This is a genomic window from Serratia sp. Res13-Sevr-LER1-36-b, from assembly GCF_015673035.1.
GTDB lineage: Bacteria > Pseudomonadota > Gammaproteobacteria > Enterobacterales > Enterobacteriaceae > Chania > Chania fonticola_C.
The window spans coordinates 161,852-182,749 of the sequence record NZ_JADACK010000037.1 but is presented as its reverse complement, the minus strand read 5'-3'; the positions used below and the strand labels follow the sequence as shown (position 1 = coordinate 182,749).

Genomic DNA, 20,898 nt, shown 5'->3' with positions numbered 1-20,898 from the left:
CTTCTCTCTGTTATGACTGTTAATTGGCCAACCACAGTTGTAAATGTTCGGCTACCGGGCCTAGCGCCAGTGCTGGGACAAAGGTCAAGGCACCGACCAGCAGGATGGTACCGACCAACAGGCCGATAAACAGTGGCCCGTAGGTTGGCAGCGTGCCGTTACCCGCCGGTTGGCGTTTTTTGACACACAGCGAACCCGCAATGGCCAGCACCGGCAGGATCACCCCGAAGCGGCCAACAAACATCGCCAAGGCCAGCAGCAGGTTGTAGAACGGCGTGTTGACGCTCAGGCCAGCAAAGGCGCTACCGTTGTTGTTGGCTGCCGAAGAGAAGGCATACAGCACTTCACTGAAGCCATGCGCCCCTGGGTTGAGGATGCCAGCACGGCCAGCGTCGGTAGCAATTGCCAACGCGGTGCCCAGCAGTACCAAGGTCGGCGTCACCAGGATTGCCAGCGCGGTCATCTTCATGTCATAAACATCGATCTTCTTGCCGAGATATTCCGGCGTGCGGCCAATCATCAGCCCGGCGATAAACACCGTCAGCAGCACGAACAGCAGCATGCCGTACAGGCCGGAACCGACGCCGCCGAACACGACCTCGCCAATCTGCATCAGCCACATCGGCACCATGCCACCCAGCGCGGTAAAGGAGTCATGCATGGCGTTGACCGCACCGCAGGAGGCCGCAGTGGTCACCACTGAGAACATGCTGCTGGCGAGAATGCCAAAGCGGGACTCTTTACCTTCCATATTGATGTTGCTGCTACTGCCAAGCGCGCTCAGATGCGGGTTGCCAGCCAGTTCAGCGTTCATCACCACGATCACCGCAACGATAAAGATCAGCGCCATGGCCCAGATCAGCGCGTGACCCTGACGGTTTTCACCAGACACCTGACCAAAGGCGAAGCACAGGGCGCAAGGGATCAGGAAGATCGCCAGCATCTGCACAAAGTTGGTCAATACGGTGGGGTTTTCAAACGGATGCGCCGAGTTTGCACCGAAGAAGCCGCCACCGTTGGTGCCGAGCATCTTGATCGCTTCCTGAGAAGCCACTGGCCCCATTGGCAAGGTCTGCTGTGCTCCTTCCAGCGTGGTCACATGCAGGTAAGGCAGGAAGTTCTGCAATGTTCCCTGGCTGACGAAGAACAGCGCGATCAGCAGTGACAGCGGTAGCAGCACATAGAGAGTAATGCGCAGGATATCAATCCAGGCGTTACCGATGGTGGCGCTGGAACGGCGTGCAAAGGCCCGGATCAGGGCAAAGGCAACGGCGATACCGGTGGCGGCAGACAGGAAGTTCTGTACCGTCAATCCGGCCATCTGGCTGAGATAGCTGAGGGTGTTTTCCCCGCTGTAGGCCTGCCAGTTGGTATTGGTGACGAAGCTGACGGCGGTGTTGAACGCCAGATCCCAAGATAAACCGGGGAACCCTTGCGGGTTGAGCGGTAAGGAACCCTGTGCCATCAGCAGCACCAACAGCAGCACCAAACCGAGGATATTGAACCACAGGATCGCCAGTGCGTATTGCCACCAGGTCATCTCGGCGGTGTCATTACCACAGCAACGCCAGACGGCTGCTTCCACATGGCGCAGCACCGGTAGCGGCTCTCCCTCGATCAGGCGAGCCATAAAGCTGCCCAGGGGACGGGCCAGCACCAGAAGCACCAGCACAAAGCTGGCGATCAACAAGAAGGCTGAAGCTGCCATCAGAAGTCCTCCGCATTAAACAGGGCATAAACCAGATAGCCCAACAGCAGCAGAACCAACAGCGCACCACCAATAACGCTGAAACTCACGGGACACCTCCAGAGGTGTTGTTTTTGATAGCCTGAGTGTAGGGAGGGCAGTAGAAAGAAGATGAAAAAATAGCGTGGCCGGGTGTAAAAAAAGTATAAAAATGATTGAAATAACGGCAAAAAATGGCGGTTTTATACGCAGCAAGGGCGTGGGCGGAGGGGGTGTTGGCATAAAAATCCGTTTAACGACCCCGGCAACGCCAAGAAACCACAATGTAACCAATGTTAAGTTAGTTATTAACCTTGATGTAACAAAATTACGTTGCGGAGGCCTTTTTTGTGCTCTTTTTGCGCATTTTAGTGGTCGGATGAGTTGTAAAATTACACCCTATGCGGTAATATTTTGTTCAGTTTCCAATTGGCCATCATTTATCGTTTTGCATTGCGTCGGGTCCTGACAACCTGGCGTGGATGTTTTTAAGGAGGTTCGTATGTCTAACTACCAAGCCTATCCGTTGCATCGGGTCCTCCTGCGCCGTAGCGCAGTGATTCTGGTCGGTGTTCTTGCCTTGCCGGTGATGCTGTTCCGTGCCGATCGCGCACGTTTTTACAGCTATTTACACCGCGTCTGGTCAAAAACCAGCAATAAACCGGTCTGGCTGCAACAGGCAGAAACGGCGTCCTGCGATTTTTATTAATCCTGGCCCGTTGCAATACTAAGAACCCTCGCCCCTTTGGCGGGGGTTTTTGCGTTTTAAGCCGCAGTAACGCATTAACTCCTCTACACTTCTAGCATTAACCCGTTGGTGGGAGACAAGATATGAGCAACAAGATCCCTATCGGAATCAGCGCTTGCCTGTTGGGCAGTGCGGTGCGTTTCGATGGCGGCCATAAACGCTGCGAATTTGCCGTGGAACAATTGGCGCCCTATGTCACGTTTGAGCCGATTTGTCCCGAAATGGCGATTGGCTTGCCAACGCCACGGCCTGCACTGCGTTTGGTTAAAAACCAACAGCAGACGCGGCTGCTCCACAGCAATGACCCCAATGTAGATCTTACCGAACGGATGCAACAGTTCTCTGAGCTGCGGGTTAGCCAGTTGCAACATTTATGCGGTTACATAGTCTGCGCAAAATCGCCTACTTGCGGAATGGAGCGGGTCAAGCTCTGGGACGAGAACGGCCTGGGGGCGCGTAAAAGTGGCGTTGGGCTGTTTGCCGCTGAACTGCTCCAGCAAATGCCGTGGTTGCCGGTAGAAGAAGATGGTCGTCTGACCGACCCCGTGCTGCGGGAAAACTTTGTCGAACGGGTGTTTGCCCTTTATGAACTGAATATGCTGTGGGGCCAGGGGTTAACTCGTGGCGGGCTGATCGCTTTTCATAGCCGTTATAAACTTTCACTGTTGGCGCATTCACAGCCGGAGTACCGGGAGCTGGGGCGTTTCGTCGCGGATATTGAACGCTGGGAGTCGCTGGACGCTTTTGCGGTGGAATATCGCCAGCGCCTGATGAGGCTATTGCAACACAAGGCGACACGGCGCAACCACACCAACGTCTTGATGCATGTTCAGGGTTACTTCCGCCGCCAGCTCAGCAGCTCTCAGCGCCAGGAATTGGCCAGGCTTATCGACCACTATCGCCAGGGCATGCAACCGCTGCTGGCACCGATTACGCTGTTAAAACATTACATGGCCGAATATCCTGATAGCTATCTGGCGCAACAGCGCTATTTTGAGCCCTACCCGGAGGCGCTGCGCCTGCGCTACGGCCATTAACCCGCAAGGAGTGTTATGACCACGCATCTGGTCTGGTTGCGTAACGATCTGCGCATTACGGACAATAAAGCCCTCTCCGCCGCCTGTAGCGATCCGCAAGCCAAGGTAATGGCGGTATTTATCGCTACACCCGCGCAATGGCGGCAGCACAATATGGCACCACGCCAGGCGGCGTTTATTCACGCTAATCTGCTACAGGTACAAGCGGCGCTGGCGGCTCGGGGCATTGAACTGATTTGCCATCAGGGCGACGATTTTGCCGGTTCGGTTAACTGGCTGGTGGAGTTCTGCCAGCGCCAGCAGGTCTCGGCCCTGTTTTACAACCGTCAGTATGAAATCAATGAGCGTCAACGTGACGCCCGCCTTGAGCAGGCGTTGGCCGGGCAGGTGAGCTGCCACAGCTTTGATGATAGCCTGCTGTTGCCCCCCGGCAGCGTGCAAACCGGCAACGGCGAGATGTACAAGGTCTATACGCCCTTTCGCAAAGCCTTTCTCCAGCGGTTGACCGAGTCCGATGTGAGCTCTCTGCCAGCCCCACGCCCGCGTGGGGAAGCCGTTGGTTTTACCGCAGCGGCGGCGTTCGATTATCCCTTGGCTGAAGTGGGAGAGGCCTATCCCGCAGGCGAAGAGGCAGCATTGCACAGGCTGCGTGCTTTCTGCCGCGAGCAGGTGCAAGACTATGCCGCACAGCGCGATTTGCCCGCCATTGCCGGCACCAGCAATCTGTCACCCTATCTGGCTATTGGCGTTATTTCCCCGCGCCAGTGCGTCAACCGTCTGCGCGTCGAGTGCCCTGATGTGCTGGAAGATCCGCAAAGTGGTGCTTTCTGTTGGCTTAATGAGCTGATCTGGCGAGAATTTTATCGTCATCTGATGGTGGCGTATCCTGCGTTATGCAAGCACCGTCCCTTTATCACCTGGACGGATAAGGTATGCTGGCAACGCAACGACGCGGCGTTACTGGCCTGGCAACAGGGCAATACCGGTTACCCGATTGTCGATGCTGCCATGCGTCAGCTCAATCAAACCGGCTGGATGCATAATCGCCTGCGGATGATCGTGGCCAGCTTCCTGGTCAAGGATTTGCTGATCGACTGGCGCGCAGGTGAACAGTATTTCATGTCCCAATTGCTGGATGGCGATCTGGCCGCCAACAACGGTGGCTGGCAGTGGGCCGCCTCTACTGGCACCGATGCCGCACCTTATTTCCGCATCTTTAACCCGACCACTCAGGGCGAACGTTTTGATCCAAAAGGCACTTTTATCCGTAAATGGTTGCCTGAACTGGCGGATGTACCGGACAATGAGCTCCATCAACCCCATCGCTGGGCGGAAAAGCAGCAGCAGGTTCTGAATTATCCGCCGCCGATAGTCCAACACCAGCAGGCTCGGCTGGAGACGTTGGCGGCTTTTGAAGCGGCCAAGCGAGGGGGACTTTAAAGTAACAGCAAGGAGCTTCCTGATGATGAAGAAACTACTGGCCCTGTGCCTGGGCGGCTATTCCGCGTTGGCCGTGGCCGGTTTTGACGTAGTGGCGCTGGGCGTCGACGGTGGCGTCAGCGACGGCAATCTGACTTCTTATCTGATCCGCAGTGATAGCCAGACGCAGTATCTGGCACTGGATGCCGGGACGCTGCTGCCGGGGATTGCCAAAGGGCTGGAAAAGGGCAGTTTTCCTCAGGTCACACCCGAGCTGGCGGCTCCCTACACCCCACAGGGCTATATTTTCCGTCAACTGATTGGCGGTTACTTCATTAGCCACGGCCATCTGGATCACGTCGCTGGGCTGATCCTCGGTTCACCGCAAGACAGTAAGAAAACCGTTTATGCGCAGGCCGATACCGTATTGACGCTACGCAATCACTATTTTAACTGGAAAGCCTGGCCCAACTTTACCGATGCCGGTAATGGCTCGCGGCTGGGCACTTACCGTTTGCAAACGGTACGCCCGCTGCAGCGTGTCACCCTGGGCCTGACCGGTTTGAGCGGGGTGATGTACCCCCTTAGCCACGATCGCTATCCCTCATCGATGTTGCTGGTGGCCGACCGTGAAGGATCATTTGCCTACTTTGGCGATACCGGGCCGGACGCGCTGGAGCAGTCTCGTAATTTGGATAGCGCCTGGCGCGAGTTGGGGCCGCTGATTGAGCAGAAGAAGCTAAAGGGCATGATTATCGAAGCCTCTTACCCGAACGAGGTGGATGACAAGCACCTGTATGGTCATCTGACCCCGGCCTGGCTACTGAAAGAGCTGAAAAATCTACAGCAGTACAGCGGCGGAGAGGGATCGTTAAAAGATCTGCCGGTGATCATCAGCCACATCAAGCCCAGCTTGAAACAGGGAGAAGATGTGCGTGCTACCATCAAGCAACAGCTGGATCAGGGCAACGATCTGGGGGTGAAATTTATCCTGATGGAACAGGGCGATCGGCAACAATTTTGAATGAGAGTGAGATGACTATGCATAACCTAGATCTGGAACATCTGATCAACAGCGAACTCAACTGTGCGGCCTTCCAGGACTACGCGCCAAATGGCCTACAGGTGGAAGGGCGGGCGCATGTGCAGCGCATTGTGACGGGAGTGACGGCCTGCCAGGCATTGTTGGATGCGGCGGTGGAACATCAGGCGGATGCCATAGTGGTGCATCATGGTTACTTCTGGAAAAACGAAGCACCCGCGGTGCGCGGCATGAAGCGTAACCGGCTGAAAACTCTGCTGAGCAATGATATCAATCTGTATGGCTACCACTTACCGCTGGATGCACACCCGGAACTGGGTAATAACGCGCAGTTGGCAAAGGCGTTGGGCATCCGCGTGATCGGCGAGATCGAGCCTTTGGTGCCGCACGGAGAATTTGAGCAACCGCTCAGTGCAGGTGAACTGCAACAGCGTATCGAAAGCCGTCTTGGCCGCGCGGTACTGCACTGTGGCGATAATGCTCCGCAGGCAATCCGTCGGGTGGCCTGGTGTACCGGTGGCGGCCAGGGATTTATCGACAGCGCTGCGCGATTTGGCGTTGATGCGTTTATCAGCGGAGAGGTTTCTGAGCAAACGATTCATACGGCGCGGGAGATGGGGGTGCACTTTTTTGCCGCCGGCCATCACGCGACGGAACGCGGTGGGATCAAGGCGTTAGGCGAGTGGTTAGCGCAACATCACGGCTTTGACGTCACCTTTATCGATATCCCCAATCCGGCCTGATTTGCCTATGGGTTCGGTAAAACGAACCCTTTAGCGCTGCTAATCCCTTATATTCCCGAAGGTTGCTCTCTTGACAGCCGACGTTACGTCCCGCATAACTGATACGCTTTTCAAATAATAAAATACCCTGTGAACTTCAAGTTGCTACCCAGTGACCCGCTCATTCGTTCGTGAGCGGTCAGTCATGCTGCGGCTTGAAACACGACGAGTATAAGGAGATAGGGGTGCAACGAGCACAATATTACCTGCTAGGGGAACGCGCTGTAGTGCTTGAATTGGCACCCCCGGTGACGCTGCAAAGTCAGCAGCGCATCTGGGCATTGGCAGAAAAGTTAAATCACCACACTGACGTGCGGGAAGTGGTGCCGGGAATGAATAACCTGACGCTGTTGCTGTATACGCCGCAGGCCGATGCCGAGGCGATGCTGGAACTGCTGCGTCAAGGATGGGAAGGCAACGAAAGTCTGGTGCCAGAGTCCCGCGATGTCGATATCCCGGTGATCTATGGGGGTGAATATGGCCCAGACCTGGATGAGGTGGCGCGCCATACCGGCATGACGCCGCAACAGGTGGTGGAATGCCATTCATCGACCGCGTATGTGGTTTATTTCCTGGGCTTCCAACCTGGTTTTACCTATCTGGGAGGGATGCCAGAGCGTCTGGCCACTCCTCGCCGAGCGGAACCGCGTCTGTCTGTTGCTGCGGGTTCTGTGGGGATCGGTGGCGGCCAGACGGGGATCTATCCGCTGGTTACGCCGGGTGGTTGGCAACTGATTGGCCGCACGCCACTGGCGCTGTTTAATCCTAATGAAATGCCGCCGACGCTGCTGCGCCCGGGCGATAACGTGCGCTTTGTACCGCAAAAGGGGGGCGTATGCTGAAGATCTTGCGAGCTGGTATTTACACCACCGTCCAGGACCTGGGGCGTAACGGCTTCCGGCGTTTGGGCATCAGCCAGGGCGGCGCTTTGGATATCCCCGCGCTGAAAATAGCCAACCTGCTGGTGGGCAACCCGGCTGAAGCGGCCGGGTTAGAGATCACGCTGGGGCAATTCAGTGCCGAATTTACCCATAATGGGTGGATTGCGCTGACCGGTGCGGGCTGCGATGCTCAGTTGGACGGCAAATCTTTGTGGACGGGCTGGCGCTATCCGGTAAAAAAAGGCCAGCAACTGACGCTGAAGATGCCTAAACGCGGGATGCGTAGCTATCTGGCGGTGTCTGGTGGCATCAATGTGCCGGAGATGCTGGGCTCACGCAGCACCGATCTGAAAGCGGGCTTTGGTGGATTGGAAGGTCGGCAGTTGAAGGAAGGCGACCTGCTGCCAGCGGGTAAGCCGCAGGCGCTGCCGACTACGGTCATCGGCGTGAAACAGCCGCTGTTCAGCAACCGGATAAGGGTGTTGACCGGGCCGGAATATGACGAGTTCAGCCAACAGGCGCAGGACGATTTCTGGCGCACTGCTTGGCAGCTCAGTCCGCAGAGTAACCGCATGGGTTATCGCCTGCACGGTGGTAGTGCCCTGACGCGCACCACTGAACGGGAAATGCTCTCCCATGGCCTGATACCTGGCGTCATCCAGGTTCCACACAACGGTCAGCCTATCGTCTTGATGGCCGATGCTCAGACTACCGGGGGATACCCGCGTATTGCCTGCGTGATCGAGGCCGATCTGTTCCACTTGGCGCAGATCCGCCTGGGGGATGCGCTTCACTTTATCCCCTGCACCCTGGCAGAGGCGCAGCGCGCCAAGGCTGAGCAGGATCACTTTATTCAACAGATTGCCTGGGGGGTTAAATGATCGTCGATTTGAATGCCGATCTCGGTGAAGGTTGCGCCAATGACGAAGCGTTGTTGCAGTTGGTCAGCTCGGCCAATATTGCCTGCGGCTTCCATGCCGGGGATGCCCAGACCATGCGCCAATCGGTGCGCTGGGCGTTGCAATACGGTGTGGCGATTGGTGCCCATCCCAGTTTCCCGGATCGGGAAAACTTCGGCCGCACCCGGATGCAGTTACCGGTAGAAACGGTGTATGCCCAAGTGGTGTATCAGTTGGGTGCGCTGGCCGCCATTACCCGTGCTGAAGGCGGCGTGATGGTGCATGTGAAACCGCACGGCATGCTCTACAACCAGGCTGCGGTGGAGCCTGAACTGGCCGAAGCCATCGCTCGTGCAGTGTATGCGGTAGATCCTTCGTTACGCTTGGTGGGGTTGGCTGGCAGTGAGCTGATCCGCGCAGGTGAAAAACTGGGGTTGGCGACGCGGCAGGAAGTGTTTGCCGATCGTGGCTATCAGGCCGATGGAACATTGGTACCTCGTGGGCAACCTGGGGCACTGATCGCCAGTGATGAACTGGCATTGCAACAGACGCTGGAAATGGTTCGCCACCAGCGTGTACGAACCATTGAGGGGGGCTGGGCCTCCGTCAAGGCTGAAACCGTTTGCCTGCACGGCGACGGGGAACATGCGCTGGCCTATGCCAGGAAGCTGAGAGAGAGCTTTGCTCAGCAGCAGATTGGCGTCAGCGCCACATAAAAAAATAATGACTACAGCAAACACAACATTGCCCGTAAGACCGAGGGCGACAAGAGGGACGTTAATATGGAACAAGCGGTAAACCTCTGGCCACTGATAGGCATCGCTGCCATCGTGGTTGGATTTGTATTGCGTTTTAACCCGGTGCTGGTGGTGATCGCCGCCGGTATTATCACCGGGCTGGCAGCTTTGATGCCGCTGGATGTCATTTTGGAAAAGCTCGGCGAGGGCTTTCTCAATACCCGTAACCTGCCGCTGATCCTGCTGTTGCCGCTGCCGATTATCGGGCTGTTAGAGCGCCACGGCTTGAAAGAGCGTGCGCAGGCGTGGATTGCCAAAATCAAAAGTGCCACCGCAGGGCGTTTACTGATCGTTTACCTGTTTGTGCGTGAAGTGACGGCGGCAATGGGGCTGACCAGCCTGGGCGGCCAACCTCAGATGGTACGTCCGCTGTTGGCACCGATGGCGGAGGGGGCCACGGAAAACCGCTATGGGGAACTGCCGGAACGTGTGCGCTATCGTCTGCGGGCAATGTCTGCCGCGACCGATAACGTCGGGCTGTTCTTTGGCGAAGACATTTTTGTCGCCTTTGGCGCGATCATCTTTATGCATAACTTTATGCTGGAATCCGGCGGTATTCAGACCGAACCGCTGCACATTGCGCTGTGGGGGATCCCAACGGCGATCTTTGCCTTCCTGATCCACTCGTTCCGTTTGTACCGCATGGACAAGCAACTCAACGCTGAACTGAGCAAACTTAACCAGGCTGCGTTGCAGGCCAAGGGAGAAGGCCAATGATATTCCAACAACAATATCTCTATTGGCTGGCGGGCGCGGTATTACTGATCGTCGCCGCGATGTCGTTTGGCGATAAGGCCAACCCACGTCGTATCTCTACCGGTCTGTTCTGGGCCTTGTATGGATTGATCTTCCTGGTGGGGGATTGGACTTATGGGCTGTTTGGCTCAGGGGCCGAAGCCAAACGTCAGCTGCATATCACCGTGGGGGTTCTGGTGGTGGTGATGGCTCTGATCGCCGGTTTTGGCGGTGTGCGTCTTGGCAGCTATCATCAGCGCAGCCAGCAAGAGCGCGAAACCAGTGCCAAACGCTTGGGCAACCGTCTGTTTATCCCGGCGCTGGCGATCCCGGTCGTCACGGTGATCGGTGTGCTGCTGTTCAATAATATCCCGGCCTTGCAACAGGCGGTGTTTGGCAGCGGTAACCACTCCACCTTGATCACGCTGTTCTCCATGACCCTCGGCTGTTTGCTTGGCCTGGTTATTGCGGTGAAGATGACCCGTGAGAAAATGTCGCAGCCAGTGCAGGAAGCTCGTCGTCTGTTGGATTCCATCGGCTGGGCCTTCATCCTGCCGCAGATCCTGGCTACTCTTGGCCTGCTGTTCACCGTTGCGGGCGTTGGTACGGCCATCTCCCACTTAACGCAGGAATACCTGGCGGTAGATAACCGCTTTATCGCCGTAGCGGTGTATGCCATCGGTATGGCCGTGTTGACCATGATCATGGGGAACGCGTTTGCGGCCTTCCCGATTGTCACTGCGGGTATCGGTATTCCGATCCTGGTACTGCAACATGGTGGTAACCCCGCGGTGATGGCGGCTATCGGCATGTTCTCCGGCTATTGCGGCACGTTGATGACGCCAATGGCTGCTAACTTTAATATTGTACCGGCGGCGTTACTGGAGTTGCCGGACAAGAATGCGGTCATCAAGGCGCAGATACCGACCGGGGTCACGTTGCTATTGGTTAACGTATTCCTGCTTTATTTCCTGATGTTCCTCTAGGAGAACGCATGCAGAAAGTATTGATTACCGGCTTTGAGCCGTTTGACGGCGAGCGTGTCAACCCATCCTGGGAGGTAGTGAAGCAGCTTAACGATCTGGAGCTTGGCGGGGCGCACATTATTGCACGCCAGCTACCTTGCGTCTTCGGTGAGGCGTTGACGGTGTTGAACGCGGCCATTGACGAAGTTCAGCCAGCGATGGTGTTGGCGATCGGCCAGGCGGGGGGGCGCACCGACATCACGCTGGAGCGCGTCGCTATTAACGTCGATGACGCGCGTATTCCCGATAATCAGGGACAGCAGCCGATCGACCAGGCCATTGTGGCTGACGGCCCGGCGGCCTATTTCAGCACCTTGCCGATCAAGGCGGTGGTAAATGCGATGCGTGAGGCTGGCATTCCGGCCTCGGTATCACAAACCGCCGGGACCTATGTCTGTAACCATGTGATGTACGGTCTGTTACACCGCTTAAGCGGGCAGCAGGTGGTGAAGGGCGGTTTTATCCATATCCCTTACCTGCCTGAGCAGGCAGCACAGCATCCTGGTGCGCCGAGTATGGCAGCACAGACGGTGCTGTTTGCTTTGGAAATGGCGATTTCGATTGCCTTGCAGGTAGAGCATGACTTGAAAGTGGTGGGTGGCGCCACGCATTGAGGTGATTTATGCTACCTCCATGTTAACCTTAGGGTTCGGCTTGCCGGACCCTTTTCAATCAAGGAGTTGTCCATGCCAGAAGGGCCGGAGATCCGCCGGGCGGCAGATAAGCTGGCGGCGGTGATGATCGATCAGCCACTGACCGAAGTCTGGTTTGCTTTCCCGCAATTGAAACACTATCAGGGCGAGCTGGTCGGTGAACGTATCACTGTCATTGAACCGCGTGGTAAAGCCTTGTTAACCGATTTTTCCAACGGTTTGACCATGTACAGCCACAACCAGCTTTACGGCGTGTGGAAGGTGGTGCGAGCGGGCGAAACGCCAGAAACCAAGCGCGATCTGCGCGTACGACTGGAGACTGCCGAGTGGGCGATCTTGTTGTACAGCGCTTCGGATATCACCATTGCGCCGCGCGGTGAGATTGAGCAACACCCGTTCTTAAAGCGTATTGGCCCTGATGTGCTGGATATGGCTTTGACCGTACAGCAGGTGGAACAGCGGCTGTTATCGCCGGCGTTTTGTAAGCGCCAGTTAGGCGGGATGCTGCTGGATCAGTCTTTTCTGGCAGGTCTGGGCAATTACCTGCGAGCCGAGATTTTGTGGCAGGCAGAACTGGCACCCAAGCATAAACCGCAGGATCTCACCCCTGATGCGCTGCATCAGTTGGCGCAGGCGCTGTTGGATATTCCACGTATTTCATACCAGACCCGTGGTCAGGTAGATGAAAATCGCCATCATGGCACGCTGTTCAGCTTCAAGGTGTTTCATCGCAGTGGTGAGCCTTGCCCACGCTGTGGGGCAATGATCGAGAAAACGGCGCTATCTTCGCGACCGTTCTATTGGTGCCCGGTTTGCCAGAAGTAACCCATAAAAAAACGCTGCCAGTGGGGCAGCGTTAAGTCGATAGGGTCATTAGCCGAGTTGGGGCGAATATGACGCCCCTGCTAAAGCTTACTTCTTAACCTGAGACTTGAACTCACGCTCGGCATAGCCGGTATACAGCTGACGTGGGCGAGCGATCTTGATGCCTTCGTCGTGCATTTCGTTCCAGTGGGCAATCCAGCCAATGGTACGGGCAATCGCGAAGATCACCGTAAACATGGAAGAAGGAATACCCATTGCTTTCAGGATGATACCTGAATAGAAATCGACGTTCGGGTACAGTTTCTTCTCGATGAAGTACGGGTCGTTCAACGCGATGTGTTCCAGTTCCATCGCGACCTGCAGCAGGTTGTCGTCTTTCTTGTTCAGTTCTTTCAGCACTTCGTGACAGGTTTCACGCATCACGGTGGCGCGTGGATCGTAGTTTTTGTACACGCGGTGGCCAAAGCCCATCAGACGGAACGAGTCATTCTTGTCTTTGGCGCGCTTGATGAACTCAGGGATGTGCTCAACGGTTTTGATCTCTTCGAGCATCTTCAGTGCTGCTTCGTTGGCACCGCCGTGCGCTGGCCCCCACAGGGAAGCGATACCGGCCGCGATACAGGCAAACGGGTTGGCACCGGATGAACCGGCGGTACGCACGGTAGAGGTGGACGCGTTCTGCTCATGGTCGGCATGCAGGATCAGAATACGATCCATGGCGCGTTCCAGCACCGGGTTCACCACGTACTCTTCGCAAGGTGTAGCAAACATCATGCGCAGGAAGTTACCGGCATAGGACAGGTCGTTGCGTGGATAAACAAACGGCTGGCCGAGAGAATATTTGTAACACATCGCTGCCACGGTAGGCATTTTGGACAGCAGGCGGAACGCGGTGATCTCACGGTGACGTTCATTGTTGACGTCCAGCGCATCGTGATAGAACGCAGCCAGGGCACCTGTTACCCCGCACAGCACCGCCATTGGGTGCGAGTCACGGCGGAAACCACGGAACAGATGGGTGATCTGGTCGTGGATCATGGTGTGACGGGTTACCGTGGTTTTGAAGGTTTCGAACTCTTCAGCACTCGGGGTTTCGCCGTACAGCAGGATGTAGCACACCTCCAGGTAGGAGGACTCTTTTGCCAACTGCTCAATCGGGAAGCCGCGGTGCAGCAGGATACCTTTGTCGCCGTCGATGAACGTGATTTTGGATTCACAGGAAGCGGTAGAAGTAAAGCCGGGATCAAATGTGAAATAACCTTTGGAGCCCAGGGCGCGTACGTCAATCACATCAGGACCCAGTGAAGGGGTGAGTACGCCCAGTTCGATCGGAGCTTCGCCGTTGTTGATGCTTAGCGTCGCTTTCTTATCAGTCATTTACAGTCTCCTTAACGCCTTATTTTAAAAACCTCTAACAACTGAAATACCTTAAATCTCCGCAGGTTGCCCGCATTAAAGTCGAGCGAACGCTAACTCTGTGAGCGACAGCGCATTTGCGCCGGTAGGGGACAGAGTTTGCACCAGGCGAACAAGACGGGTTAGCAGCCGTTAACGATTCATCGGGATTCGTTATTTTCTTTTAATCATTACCTACGATCTGTTTGGAATGTTAACCACATACACTATCGCTACACTCTTGCATAACTTGTGCTTAGGGGGAAGTGTATCCGGTGACCGCTAGTGCATCATAGGGTTGATTGCTGCCCTATTTGTAATGGAAATGTTGATCTCTTGTCAAATCAGATAATTAATTTAGTGCTAAATGTAATAATCGTGATCTAAATCACTGTTCTGGGGAAATGTGACCAAAGGGATTGTATGGGAATTGTAATAAGAATGTGAACCTCCTATACTGCCGCCAGGTCTCCGGATTACCCTGAAGTAGGAGCACCCAGCGTTATCACTACGCGCCGTTTAAGCACTAGGATGTCGATGTTTGAGCGCGTGAGGTGTAAGAGTGAAAACTCTTGGACGCTGTCTGATCCCCACCCAGGTCCGGAGGAAGGAAAATAATAAGAGCTGTGTGGGCAAAACCGTGAAAAAACAAAGACCTGTCAATCTGGATCTGCAAACGATCCGGTTTCCTGTAACTGCGATAGCGTCCATCTTACACCGAGTCTCTGGCGTAATTACTTTCGTTGCCGTGGGCATTCTCCTCTGGCTGCTGGGTATCTCTCTCTCTTCTCAAGAGGGCTTCCTGCACGCTGCCGCCATCATGAATAGCTTCTTCGTGAAATTCATTTTCTGGGGGATCCTCACCGCGTTGGCCTATCACATTTGCGGTGGCATTCGTCACTTGTTAATGGATTTTGGCTATATCGAAGAGAGTTTAGCCGCAGGTACCCGTTCTGCCCAGGTGGCGTTCGGTCTGACCGTCGTGCTGTCAATTCTGGCTGGAGTCCTCGTATGGTAAGCAACGTTTCTGCATTAGGACGTAACGGCGTACACGACTGGTTGTTACTGCGTGCTTCCGCTATCGTCATCACCCTGTATGTTCTCTATATCCTGGGCTTCGTGGTTACGGCTCCGGACATCACCTATGAAATCTGGCGCGGCTTCTTCGCCACCTCCATTACGAAAGTATTCACCTTGCTGACATTGCTGTCGATCCTGGTTCATGCCTGGGTGGGAATGTGGCAGGTGCTGACGGACTATATCAAGCCACTGGCGTTACGCCTGGTGCTGCAACTGGCGATTGTCGTCACGTTGCTGGTCTATTTACTGTACGGAACAATCGTAGTGTGGGGTGCATAAATGAAACTGCCAATCAGAGAGTTTGATGCAGTTGTTATCGGTGCGGGTGGCGCAGGTATGCGCGCGGCGCTGCAGATTTCCCAGGCGGGCTCAACCTGTGCCCTGCTTTCCAAAGTATTCCCGACCCGTTCCCATACCGTGTCTGCACAAGGCGGCATTACCGTAGCCTTGGGCAATAATCACGAAGACAACTGGGAATGGCATATGTACGACACGGTGAAGGGTTCCGACTACATCGGTGACCAGGACGCCATTGAATATATGTGTAAAACCGGCCCGGAAGCGATTCTGGAACTGGAACACATGGGCCTGCCGTTCTCCCGTCTGGACGATGGCCGCATTTATCAACGCCCGTTTGGCGGCCAGTCACTGAACTTTGGTGGCGAGCAGGCGGCCCGTACCGCTGCGGCGGCAGACCGTACCGGCCACGCGTTGTTGCACACCCTTTATCAACAGAACCTGAAAAACCACACCACCATCTTCTCCGAGTGGTATGCGCTGGATCTGGTGAAAAATCAGGACGGTGCGGTAGTCGGTACCACCGCTATCTGTATTGAAACCGGTGAGGTTGTGTACTTCAAAGCCAAGGCAACTATTCTGGCTACCGGTGGGGCAGGCCGTATTTACCAATCCACCACCAACGCCCACATCAATACCGGTGACGGTGTCGGTATGGCGCTGCGTGCCGGTGTACCGGTGCAGGATATGGAAATGTGGCAGTTCCACCCAACCGGTATTGCCGGGGCTGGCGTACTGGTCACCGAAGGTTGTCGCGGTGAAGGTGGTTACCTGCTGAACAAACATGGCGAACGTTTCATGGAACGTTACGCGCCAAATGCCAAAGATCTGGCGGGCCGTGACGTTGTGGCACGTTCGATCATGATTGAGATCCGTGAAGGCCGCGGCTGTGACGGTCCATGGGGCCCACATGCCAAGCTGAAGCTGGATCACCTGGGCAAAGAAGTGCTGGAGTCCCGCCTGCCGGGTATTCTGGAGCTGTCCCGTACCTTCGCCCACGTCGATCCGGTGAAAGAGCCGATCCCGGTCATTCCTACCTGCCACTATATGATGGGCGGTATTCCGACCAAAGTGACCGGCCAGGCGCTGACCGTGAACGAGAAAGGCGAAGACGTGGTGATCCCGGGTCTGTTCGCGGTAGGCGAAATTGCCTGCGTATCGGTACACGGCGCCAACCGTCTGGGTGGCAACTCGTTGCTGGATCTGGTGGTATTTGGTCGCTCTGCCGGTATGCACCTGCAAGAGTCGTTGGCAGAGCAGGGCGAAAGCCGCGAAGCCAGTGAATCGGACGTCGAAGCTTCGCTGGATCGTCTGAACCGTTGGAACAACACCCGTTCTGGTGAAGATCCGGTGGAGATCCGTAAGGCACTGCAATCCTGTATGCAGCATAACTTCTCGGTGTTCCGTGAAGGTGATGCGATGGCGAAAGGGTTGGAAGAGCTGAAAGTGATCCGTGAACGTCTGAAGAACGCACGCCTGGATGATACCTCCAGCGAATTCAACACCCAGCGCATCGAATGCCTGGAGTTGGATAACCTGATGGAGACCGCGTATTCCACCGCCGTGTCGGCCAACTTCCGTACCGAGAGCCGTGGCGCGCATAGCCGCTTCGACTTCCCGGAGCGTGACGATGCCAACTGGCTGTGCCATTCGCTGTATCTGCCGCAATCGGAAAGCATGACGCGTCGTGAAGTGAACATGCAACCGAAGCTGCGCGCGGCATTCCCGCCGAAAGTGCGTTCTTACTAATTGCGGAGCTCGATTGATGAAACTTGAATTCTCTATCTATCGCTACAATCCGGATGTCGATAGCGCCCCGCATATGCAGGACTACAGCCTGGAAGCGGAAGAAGGCCGTGACATGATGCTGCTGGATGCGTTGATCCAGCTGAAAGAAAAGGACCCGACCTTATCTTTCCGCCGCTCTTGCCGTGAAGGCGTGTGCGGTTCAGACGGCATCAATATGAACGGTAAGAACGGTCTGGCCTGTATCACCCCGGTCTCGTCGTTGCGTAAAGGCAACAACAAGATTGTGATCCGCCCGCTGCCGGGTTTACCGGTGGTGCGCGATCTGGTGGTGGATATGGGGCAGTTCTATACCCAGTATGAAAAGATCAAGCCGTTCCTGATTAATGATGGCAAGAATCCTCCGGCGCGTGAGCACCTGCAAACGCCGGATCAGCGGGAAAAACTGGATGGATTGTACGAATGTATTCTCTGTGCCTGTTGCTCCACCTCTTGCCCATCGTTCTGGTGGAATCCTGACAAGTTTGTTGGCCCGGCCGGTCTGTTAGCGGCGTACCGCTTCCTGATCGACAGCCGTGATACGGAAACTGAAGCACGATTGGACGATCTGAACGACGCTTTCAGTGTTTTCCGCTGCCATAGCATTATGAATTGTGTCAGTGTATGTCCTAAGGGCTTGAATCCGACCCGTGCAATTGGTCATATCAAGTCTATGCTGCTGCAACGCGGCGCATAAACAGAACGAGATGCTGCGCCGGGGGCTTTACCGGCGCACATCCCAAGAGGGGATCTCTAAAAACTGACCCGTGATTGTGGTTAAAGGCAATCAGGTTTGTCCCGCCGGTTTTTAGAGGTTCCTTGTAAGGGGCCGCAAGGTCCAAAACAGAACGTGCACTTAGGTATAAGCACGTCTAGTGAACCGTTAAGCGTACCATTACGGTAATTATGTTAACCACGGCGAAAACTGAAGCTTTAAAGCTTAAGGGATCAAAATGCAGAACGGCGCAATGAAGGCCTGGCTGGATTCCTCCTATCTGGCGGGCGCGAACCAGTCCTACATAGAGCAGCTCTATGAAGACTTTTTAACCGATCCGAGCTCCGTTGAAGATAGTTGGCGTTCCATTTTCCAGCAACTACCAACTGCGGGTGTCAAACCCGATCAGCTCCACTCCCAAACGCGAGATTACTTCCGCCGCCTGGCGAAAGATTCTGCTCGTTATAACACCACCATCAACGATCCTGAAACCGATGCCAAGCAGGTCAAGGTATTGCAGCTGATCAACGCCTTCCGTTTCCGTGGGCATCAGCACGCCAACCTCGACCCGTTAGATCTGTGGAAACAGGAGCGCGTTCCCGATCTCGATCCGGCGTACCACAACCTGACCGAAGCCGACTTCCAGGAAACCTTCAACGTGGGTTCTTTTGCCATCGGCAAAGAAACCATGAAGCTGAGCGATCTGTACGCGGCGCTGAAGCAGACCTACTGCGGCTCGATCGGTGCCGAGTATATGCACATCACCAACACCGAAGAGAAACGCTGGATCCAGCAGCGCATTGAATCGGTCGCGGGGCGTGCCAGCTTCACCACCGATGAGAAACGCCGTTTCCTGAGCGAACTGACGGCAGCCGAAGGGCTGGAGCGTTACCTGGGTGCAAAATTCCCTGGGGCCAAACGCTTCTCGCTGGAAGGTGGCGACGCGTTGGTGCCGATGCTGAAAGAAATGGTGCGTCACGCGGGCAAAAACGGCACGCGTGAAGTGGTGCTGGGTATGGCCCACCGTGGCCGTCTGAACGTGTTGATCAACGTGCTGGGTAAAAAACCGGCTGACCTGTTCGACGAGTTTGCCGGCAAACATAAAGAACACCTGGGCACCGGTGACGTGAAATATCACCAGGGCTTCTCTTCCGACGTGGAAACCGAAGGCGGCATGGTTCACCTGGCGCTGGCGTTTAACCCGTCGCACCTGGAAATCGTCAGCCCGGTTGTCATGGGTTCTGTACGTGCCCGCCGCGACCGTCTGGACGAAGCGCGCAGCAACATGGTGCTGCCAATCACCATTCATGGTGACGCGGCAATCACCGGGCAGGGCGTGGTTCAGGAAACCCTGAACATGTCGCAGGCTCGCGGTTATGAAGTTGGCGGTACGGTGCGTATCGTCATCAACAACCAGGTTGGTTTCACTACTTCCAACCCGTTGGACGCGCGTTCCACCCAATACTGTACCGATATTGCCAAGATGGTGCAGGCTCCTATCTTCCACGTGAATGCCGATGATCCGGAAGCGGTGGCCTTTGTCACCCGTCTGGCGTTGGATTTCCGTAACACCTTTAAACGTGACGTGATGATCGATCTGGTCTGCTACCGTCGCCATGGGCATAACGAGGCCGATGAGCCAAGTGCTACCCAGCCGGTGATGTACCAGAAGATCAAGAAACACCCAACGCCACGCAAGCTCTACGCTGACGTGCTGACCGAACAGAAGGTTGCCAGCCTGGAAGATGCCACGGAAATGGTCAACCTGTATCGCGATGCTCTCGATCGCGGTGACTGCGTGGTTGAAGAGTGGCGTCCGATGAACCTGCACTCCTTTACCTGGTCGCCATACCTGAACCATGAGTGGGACGAAGAGTACCCAAGCAAGGTTGAGATGAAGCGCCTGCAGGAACTGGCTCGCCGCATCAGCAGCGTACCGGAAGCGATCGAAATGCAGTCGCGCGTCGCGAAAATCTACGGCGATCGTGCCGAGATGGCCGCAGGCAACAAACCGTTCGACTGGGGCGCAGCGGAAACGCTGGCTTACGCCACCATGGCTGATGAAGGCATCCCGATCCGTATTTCCGGTGAAGATGCTGGCCGTGGCACCTTCTTCCACCGTCATGCGGTGGTGCACAACCAGAAAAATGGTTCTGTCTATGTTCCGCTGGCTAATATCCACAGCGGCCAGGGCGAATTCAAAGTCTGGGACTCAGTGCTGTCTGAAGAAGCCGTTCTGGCATTTGAATATGGCTACGCCACCGCAGAACCGCGCACCCTGACCATCTGGGAAGCGCAGTTTGGTGACTTTGCCAACGGTGCTCAGGTAGTGATCGACCAGTTCATCAGCTCCGGTGAGCAGAAGTGGGGCCGTATGTGTGGCCTGGTGATGCTGCTGCCGCACGGTTACGAAGGCCAGGGCCCAGAGCACTCCTCTGCGCGTCTGGAACGTTACCTGCAGCTGTGTGCAGAACAGAACATGCAGGTGTGCATCCCATCCACTCCGGCACAGGTCTACCACATGCTGCGCCGTCAGGCGTTGCGCGGTATGCGCCGTCCGCTGGTGGTGATGTCACCGAAGTCCTTGCTGCGTCATCCGCTGGCAGTCTCTTCCCTGGAAGAACTGGCAAACGGCACCTTCCAACCAGCCATCGGCGAAATTGACGAGCTGGATGCCAAAGCGGTGAAACGCGTGGTGCTGTGTTCTGGTAAGGTTTATTACGATCTGCTGGAGCAACGCCGCAAGAACGACCAGAAAGACGTGGCCATCGTACGTATCGAGCAGCTGTATCCGTTCCCGCATCAGGCCGTGCAGGCGGTATTGGAACAGTATGCCCACGTGCATGATTTCGTCTGGTGTCAGGAAGAGCCGTTGAACCAGGGCGCCTGGTATTGCAGCCAACACAATTTCCGTGAAGTGATCCCATTTGGGGCCTCTTTACGTTACGCAGGACGTCCAGCCTCTGCCTCTCCGGCGGTGGGTTATATGTCCGTACACCAGAAGCAGCAACAGGCTCTGGTGAATGACGCGCTGAATATTGAAGAAAAAATTTAAAG

Annotated in this window: 20 protein-coding genes; 17 read left to right on the top strand and 3 right to left on the bottom strand. The window is 55.6% G+C overall.

From position 1 onward, the window contains the following. Positions 1 to 19 precede the first annotated feature (19 nt). Positions 20 to 1,708 carry a potassium-transporting ATPase subunit KdpA gene (kdpA, locus tag IMQ33_RS21945; RefSeq protein ID WP_065686432.1) on the bottom strand — a complete coding sequence of 563 codons (1,689 nt, stop codon included), beginning with the start codon at positions 1,706 to 1,708 and terminating at the stop codon, positions 20 to 22. Next, complete coding sequence (locus tag IMQ33_RS26440; RefSeq protein WP_037375124.1) at positions 1,708 to 1,797, bottom strand: K(+)-transporting ATPase subunit F; 90 nt, start codon at positions 1,795 to 1,797, stop codon at positions 1,708 to 1,710. Before IMQ33_RS26440 ends, kdpA begins: the two co-directional genes overlap by 1 nt. A gap of 431 nt (positions 1,798 to 2,228) precedes the next feature. Here IMQ33_RS26440 and IMQ33_RS21935 point away from each other — a divergent pair, with 431 nt between their 5' ends. The 12 genes from IMQ33_RS21935 to nei all read left to right on the top strand — a co-directional run bounded on the left by IMQ33_RS21935 (position 2,229) and on the right by nei (position 12,569). Continuing rightward, the gene (locus IMQ33_RS21935) at positions 2,229 to 2,435 is read left to right on the top strand and encodes a YbfA family protein (RefSeq protein WP_024529334.1); all 207 of its coding nucleotides are present in this window, start codon (positions 2,229 to 2,231) and stop codon (positions 2,433 to 2,435) included. 122 nt (positions 2,436 to 2,557) lie between these two features. Next, positions 2,558 to 3,511: a 2-thiouracil desulfurase family protein gene (locus tag IMQ33_RS21930; RefSeq protein ID WP_196062016.1), complete on the top strand. Its 954-nt coding sequence runs from the start codon at positions 2,558 to 2,560 to the stop codon at positions 3,509 to 3,511. Between the two features lie 15 nt (positions 3,512 to 3,526). Further along, positions 3,527 to 4,951, top strand: a complete 1,425-nt coding sequence (gene phrB / locus IMQ33_RS21925; protein ID WP_196062015.1) for a deoxyribodipyrimidine photo-lyase — start codon at positions 3,527 to 3,529, stop codon at positions 4,949 to 4,951. A gap of 22 nt (positions 4,952 to 4,973) precedes the next feature. Further along, entirely contained in the window at positions 4,974 to 5,954 is a 981-nt protein-coding gene (locus tag IMQ33_RS21920) for an MBL fold metallo-hydrolase (RefSeq protein ID WP_098928205.1), read from the top strand. A 17-nt stretch (positions 5,955 to 5,971) separates the two neighbouring features. Then, the gene (locus IMQ33_RS21915) at positions 5,972 to 6,715 is read left to right on the top strand and encodes a type 2 GTP cyclohydrolase I (protein ID WP_024529338.1); all 744 of its coding nucleotides are present in this window, start codon (positions 5,972 to 5,974) and stop codon (positions 6,713 to 6,715) included. A gap of 224 nt (positions 6,716 to 6,939) precedes the next feature. Further along, a complete protein-coding gene (pxpB, locus tag IMQ33_RS21910; protein ID WP_024483155.1) occupies positions 6,940 to 7,596 on the top strand; it encodes a 5-oxoprolinase subunit PxpB in 657 nt (218 codons plus the stop codon). Further along, complete coding sequence (pxpC, locus tag IMQ33_RS21905) at positions 7,590 to 8,516, top strand: 5-oxoprolinase subunit PxpC (protein ID WP_024529340.1); 927 nt, start codon at positions 7,590 to 7,592, stop codon at positions 8,514 to 8,516. The genes pxpB and pxpC overlap by 7 nt, the downstream gene beginning before the upstream one ends. Then, positions 8,513 to 9,250, top strand: a complete 738-nt coding sequence (gene pxpA / locus IMQ33_RS21900) for a 5-oxoprolinase subunit PxpA (RefSeq protein ID WP_074027941.1) — start codon at positions 8,513 to 8,515, stop codon at positions 9,248 to 9,250. Before pxpC ends, pxpA begins: the two co-directional genes overlap by 4 nt. A gap of 66 nt (positions 9,251 to 9,316) precedes the next feature. Continuing rightward, complete coding sequence (locus tag IMQ33_RS21895) at positions 9,317 to 10,048, top strand: DUF969 domain-containing protein (protein ID WP_021805279.1); 732 nt, start codon at positions 9,317 to 9,319, stop codon at positions 10,046 to 10,048. Beyond that, entirely contained in the window at positions 10,045 to 11,052 is a 1,008-nt protein-coding gene (locus IMQ33_RS21890; RefSeq protein ID WP_024483152.1) for a DUF979 domain-containing protein, read from the top strand. Before IMQ33_RS21895 ends, IMQ33_RS21890 begins: the two co-directional genes overlap by 4 nt. Positions 11,053 to 11,060: 8 nt before the next feature. Then, entirely contained in the window at positions 11,061 to 11,705 is a 645-nt protein-coding gene (pcp, locus tag IMQ33_RS21885; protein ID WP_065686437.1) for a pyroglutamyl-peptidase I, read from the top strand. Between the two features lie 72 nt (positions 11,706 to 11,777). Continuing rightward, on the top strand, positions 11,778 to 12,569 hold the full coding sequence (gene nei, locus IMQ33_RS21880; RefSeq protein ID WP_196062014.1) for an endonuclease VIII: 792 nt from the start codon (positions 11,778 to 11,780) through the stop codon (positions 12,567 to 12,569). Between the two features lie 87 nt (positions 12,570 to 12,656). On the opposite strand, the gene IMQ33_RS21875 is transcribed toward nei, so the two are convergent. Beyond that, positions 12,657 to 13,946 (bottom strand): citrate synthase, encoded by a 1,290-nt coding sequence (locus IMQ33_RS21875; RefSeq protein WP_021805275.1) that lies wholly within the window; start codon positions 13,944 to 13,946, stop codon positions 12,657 to 12,659. Positions 13,947 to 14,592: 646 nt separating this feature from the next. Between IMQ33_RS21875 and sdhC the strand changes: the two genes are divergently transcribed. From sdhC to sucA, 5 genes are all read left to right on the top strand, one after another. Then, positions 14,593 to 14,982, top strand: coding sequence for a succinate dehydrogenase cytochrome b556 subunit (gene sdhC / locus IMQ33_RS21870; protein WP_024483149.1), 390 nt, complete (start codon positions 14,593 to 14,595; stop codon positions 14,980 to 14,982). Next, complete coding sequence (gene sdhD / locus IMQ33_RS21865) at positions 14,976 to 15,323, top strand: succinate dehydrogenase membrane anchor subunit (protein ID WP_021805273.1); 348 nt, start codon at positions 14,976 to 14,978, stop codon at positions 15,321 to 15,323. Before sdhC ends, sdhD begins: the two co-directional genes overlap by 7 nt. Next, on the top strand, positions 15,324 to 17,090 hold the full coding sequence (gene sdhA / locus IMQ33_RS21860; protein WP_024529344.1) for a succinate dehydrogenase flavoprotein subunit: 1,767 nt from the start codon (positions 15,324 to 15,326) through the stop codon (positions 17,088 to 17,090). Between the two features lie 16 nt (positions 17,091 to 17,106). Further along, positions 17,107 to 17,823 carry a succinate dehydrogenase iron-sulfur subunit gene (locus IMQ33_RS21855; protein ID WP_021805271.1) on the top strand — a complete coding sequence of 239 codons (717 nt, stop codon included), beginning with the start codon at positions 17,107 to 17,109 and terminating at the stop codon, positions 17,821 to 17,823. Positions 17,824 to 18,079: 256 nt separating this feature from the next. Next, a complete protein-coding gene (sucA, locus tag IMQ33_RS21850) occupies positions 18,080 to 20,896 on the top strand; it encodes a 2-oxoglutarate dehydrogenase E1 component (protein ID WP_024483146.1) in 2,817 nt (938 codons plus the stop codon). Positions 20,897 to 20,898 lie beyond the last annotated feature (2 nt).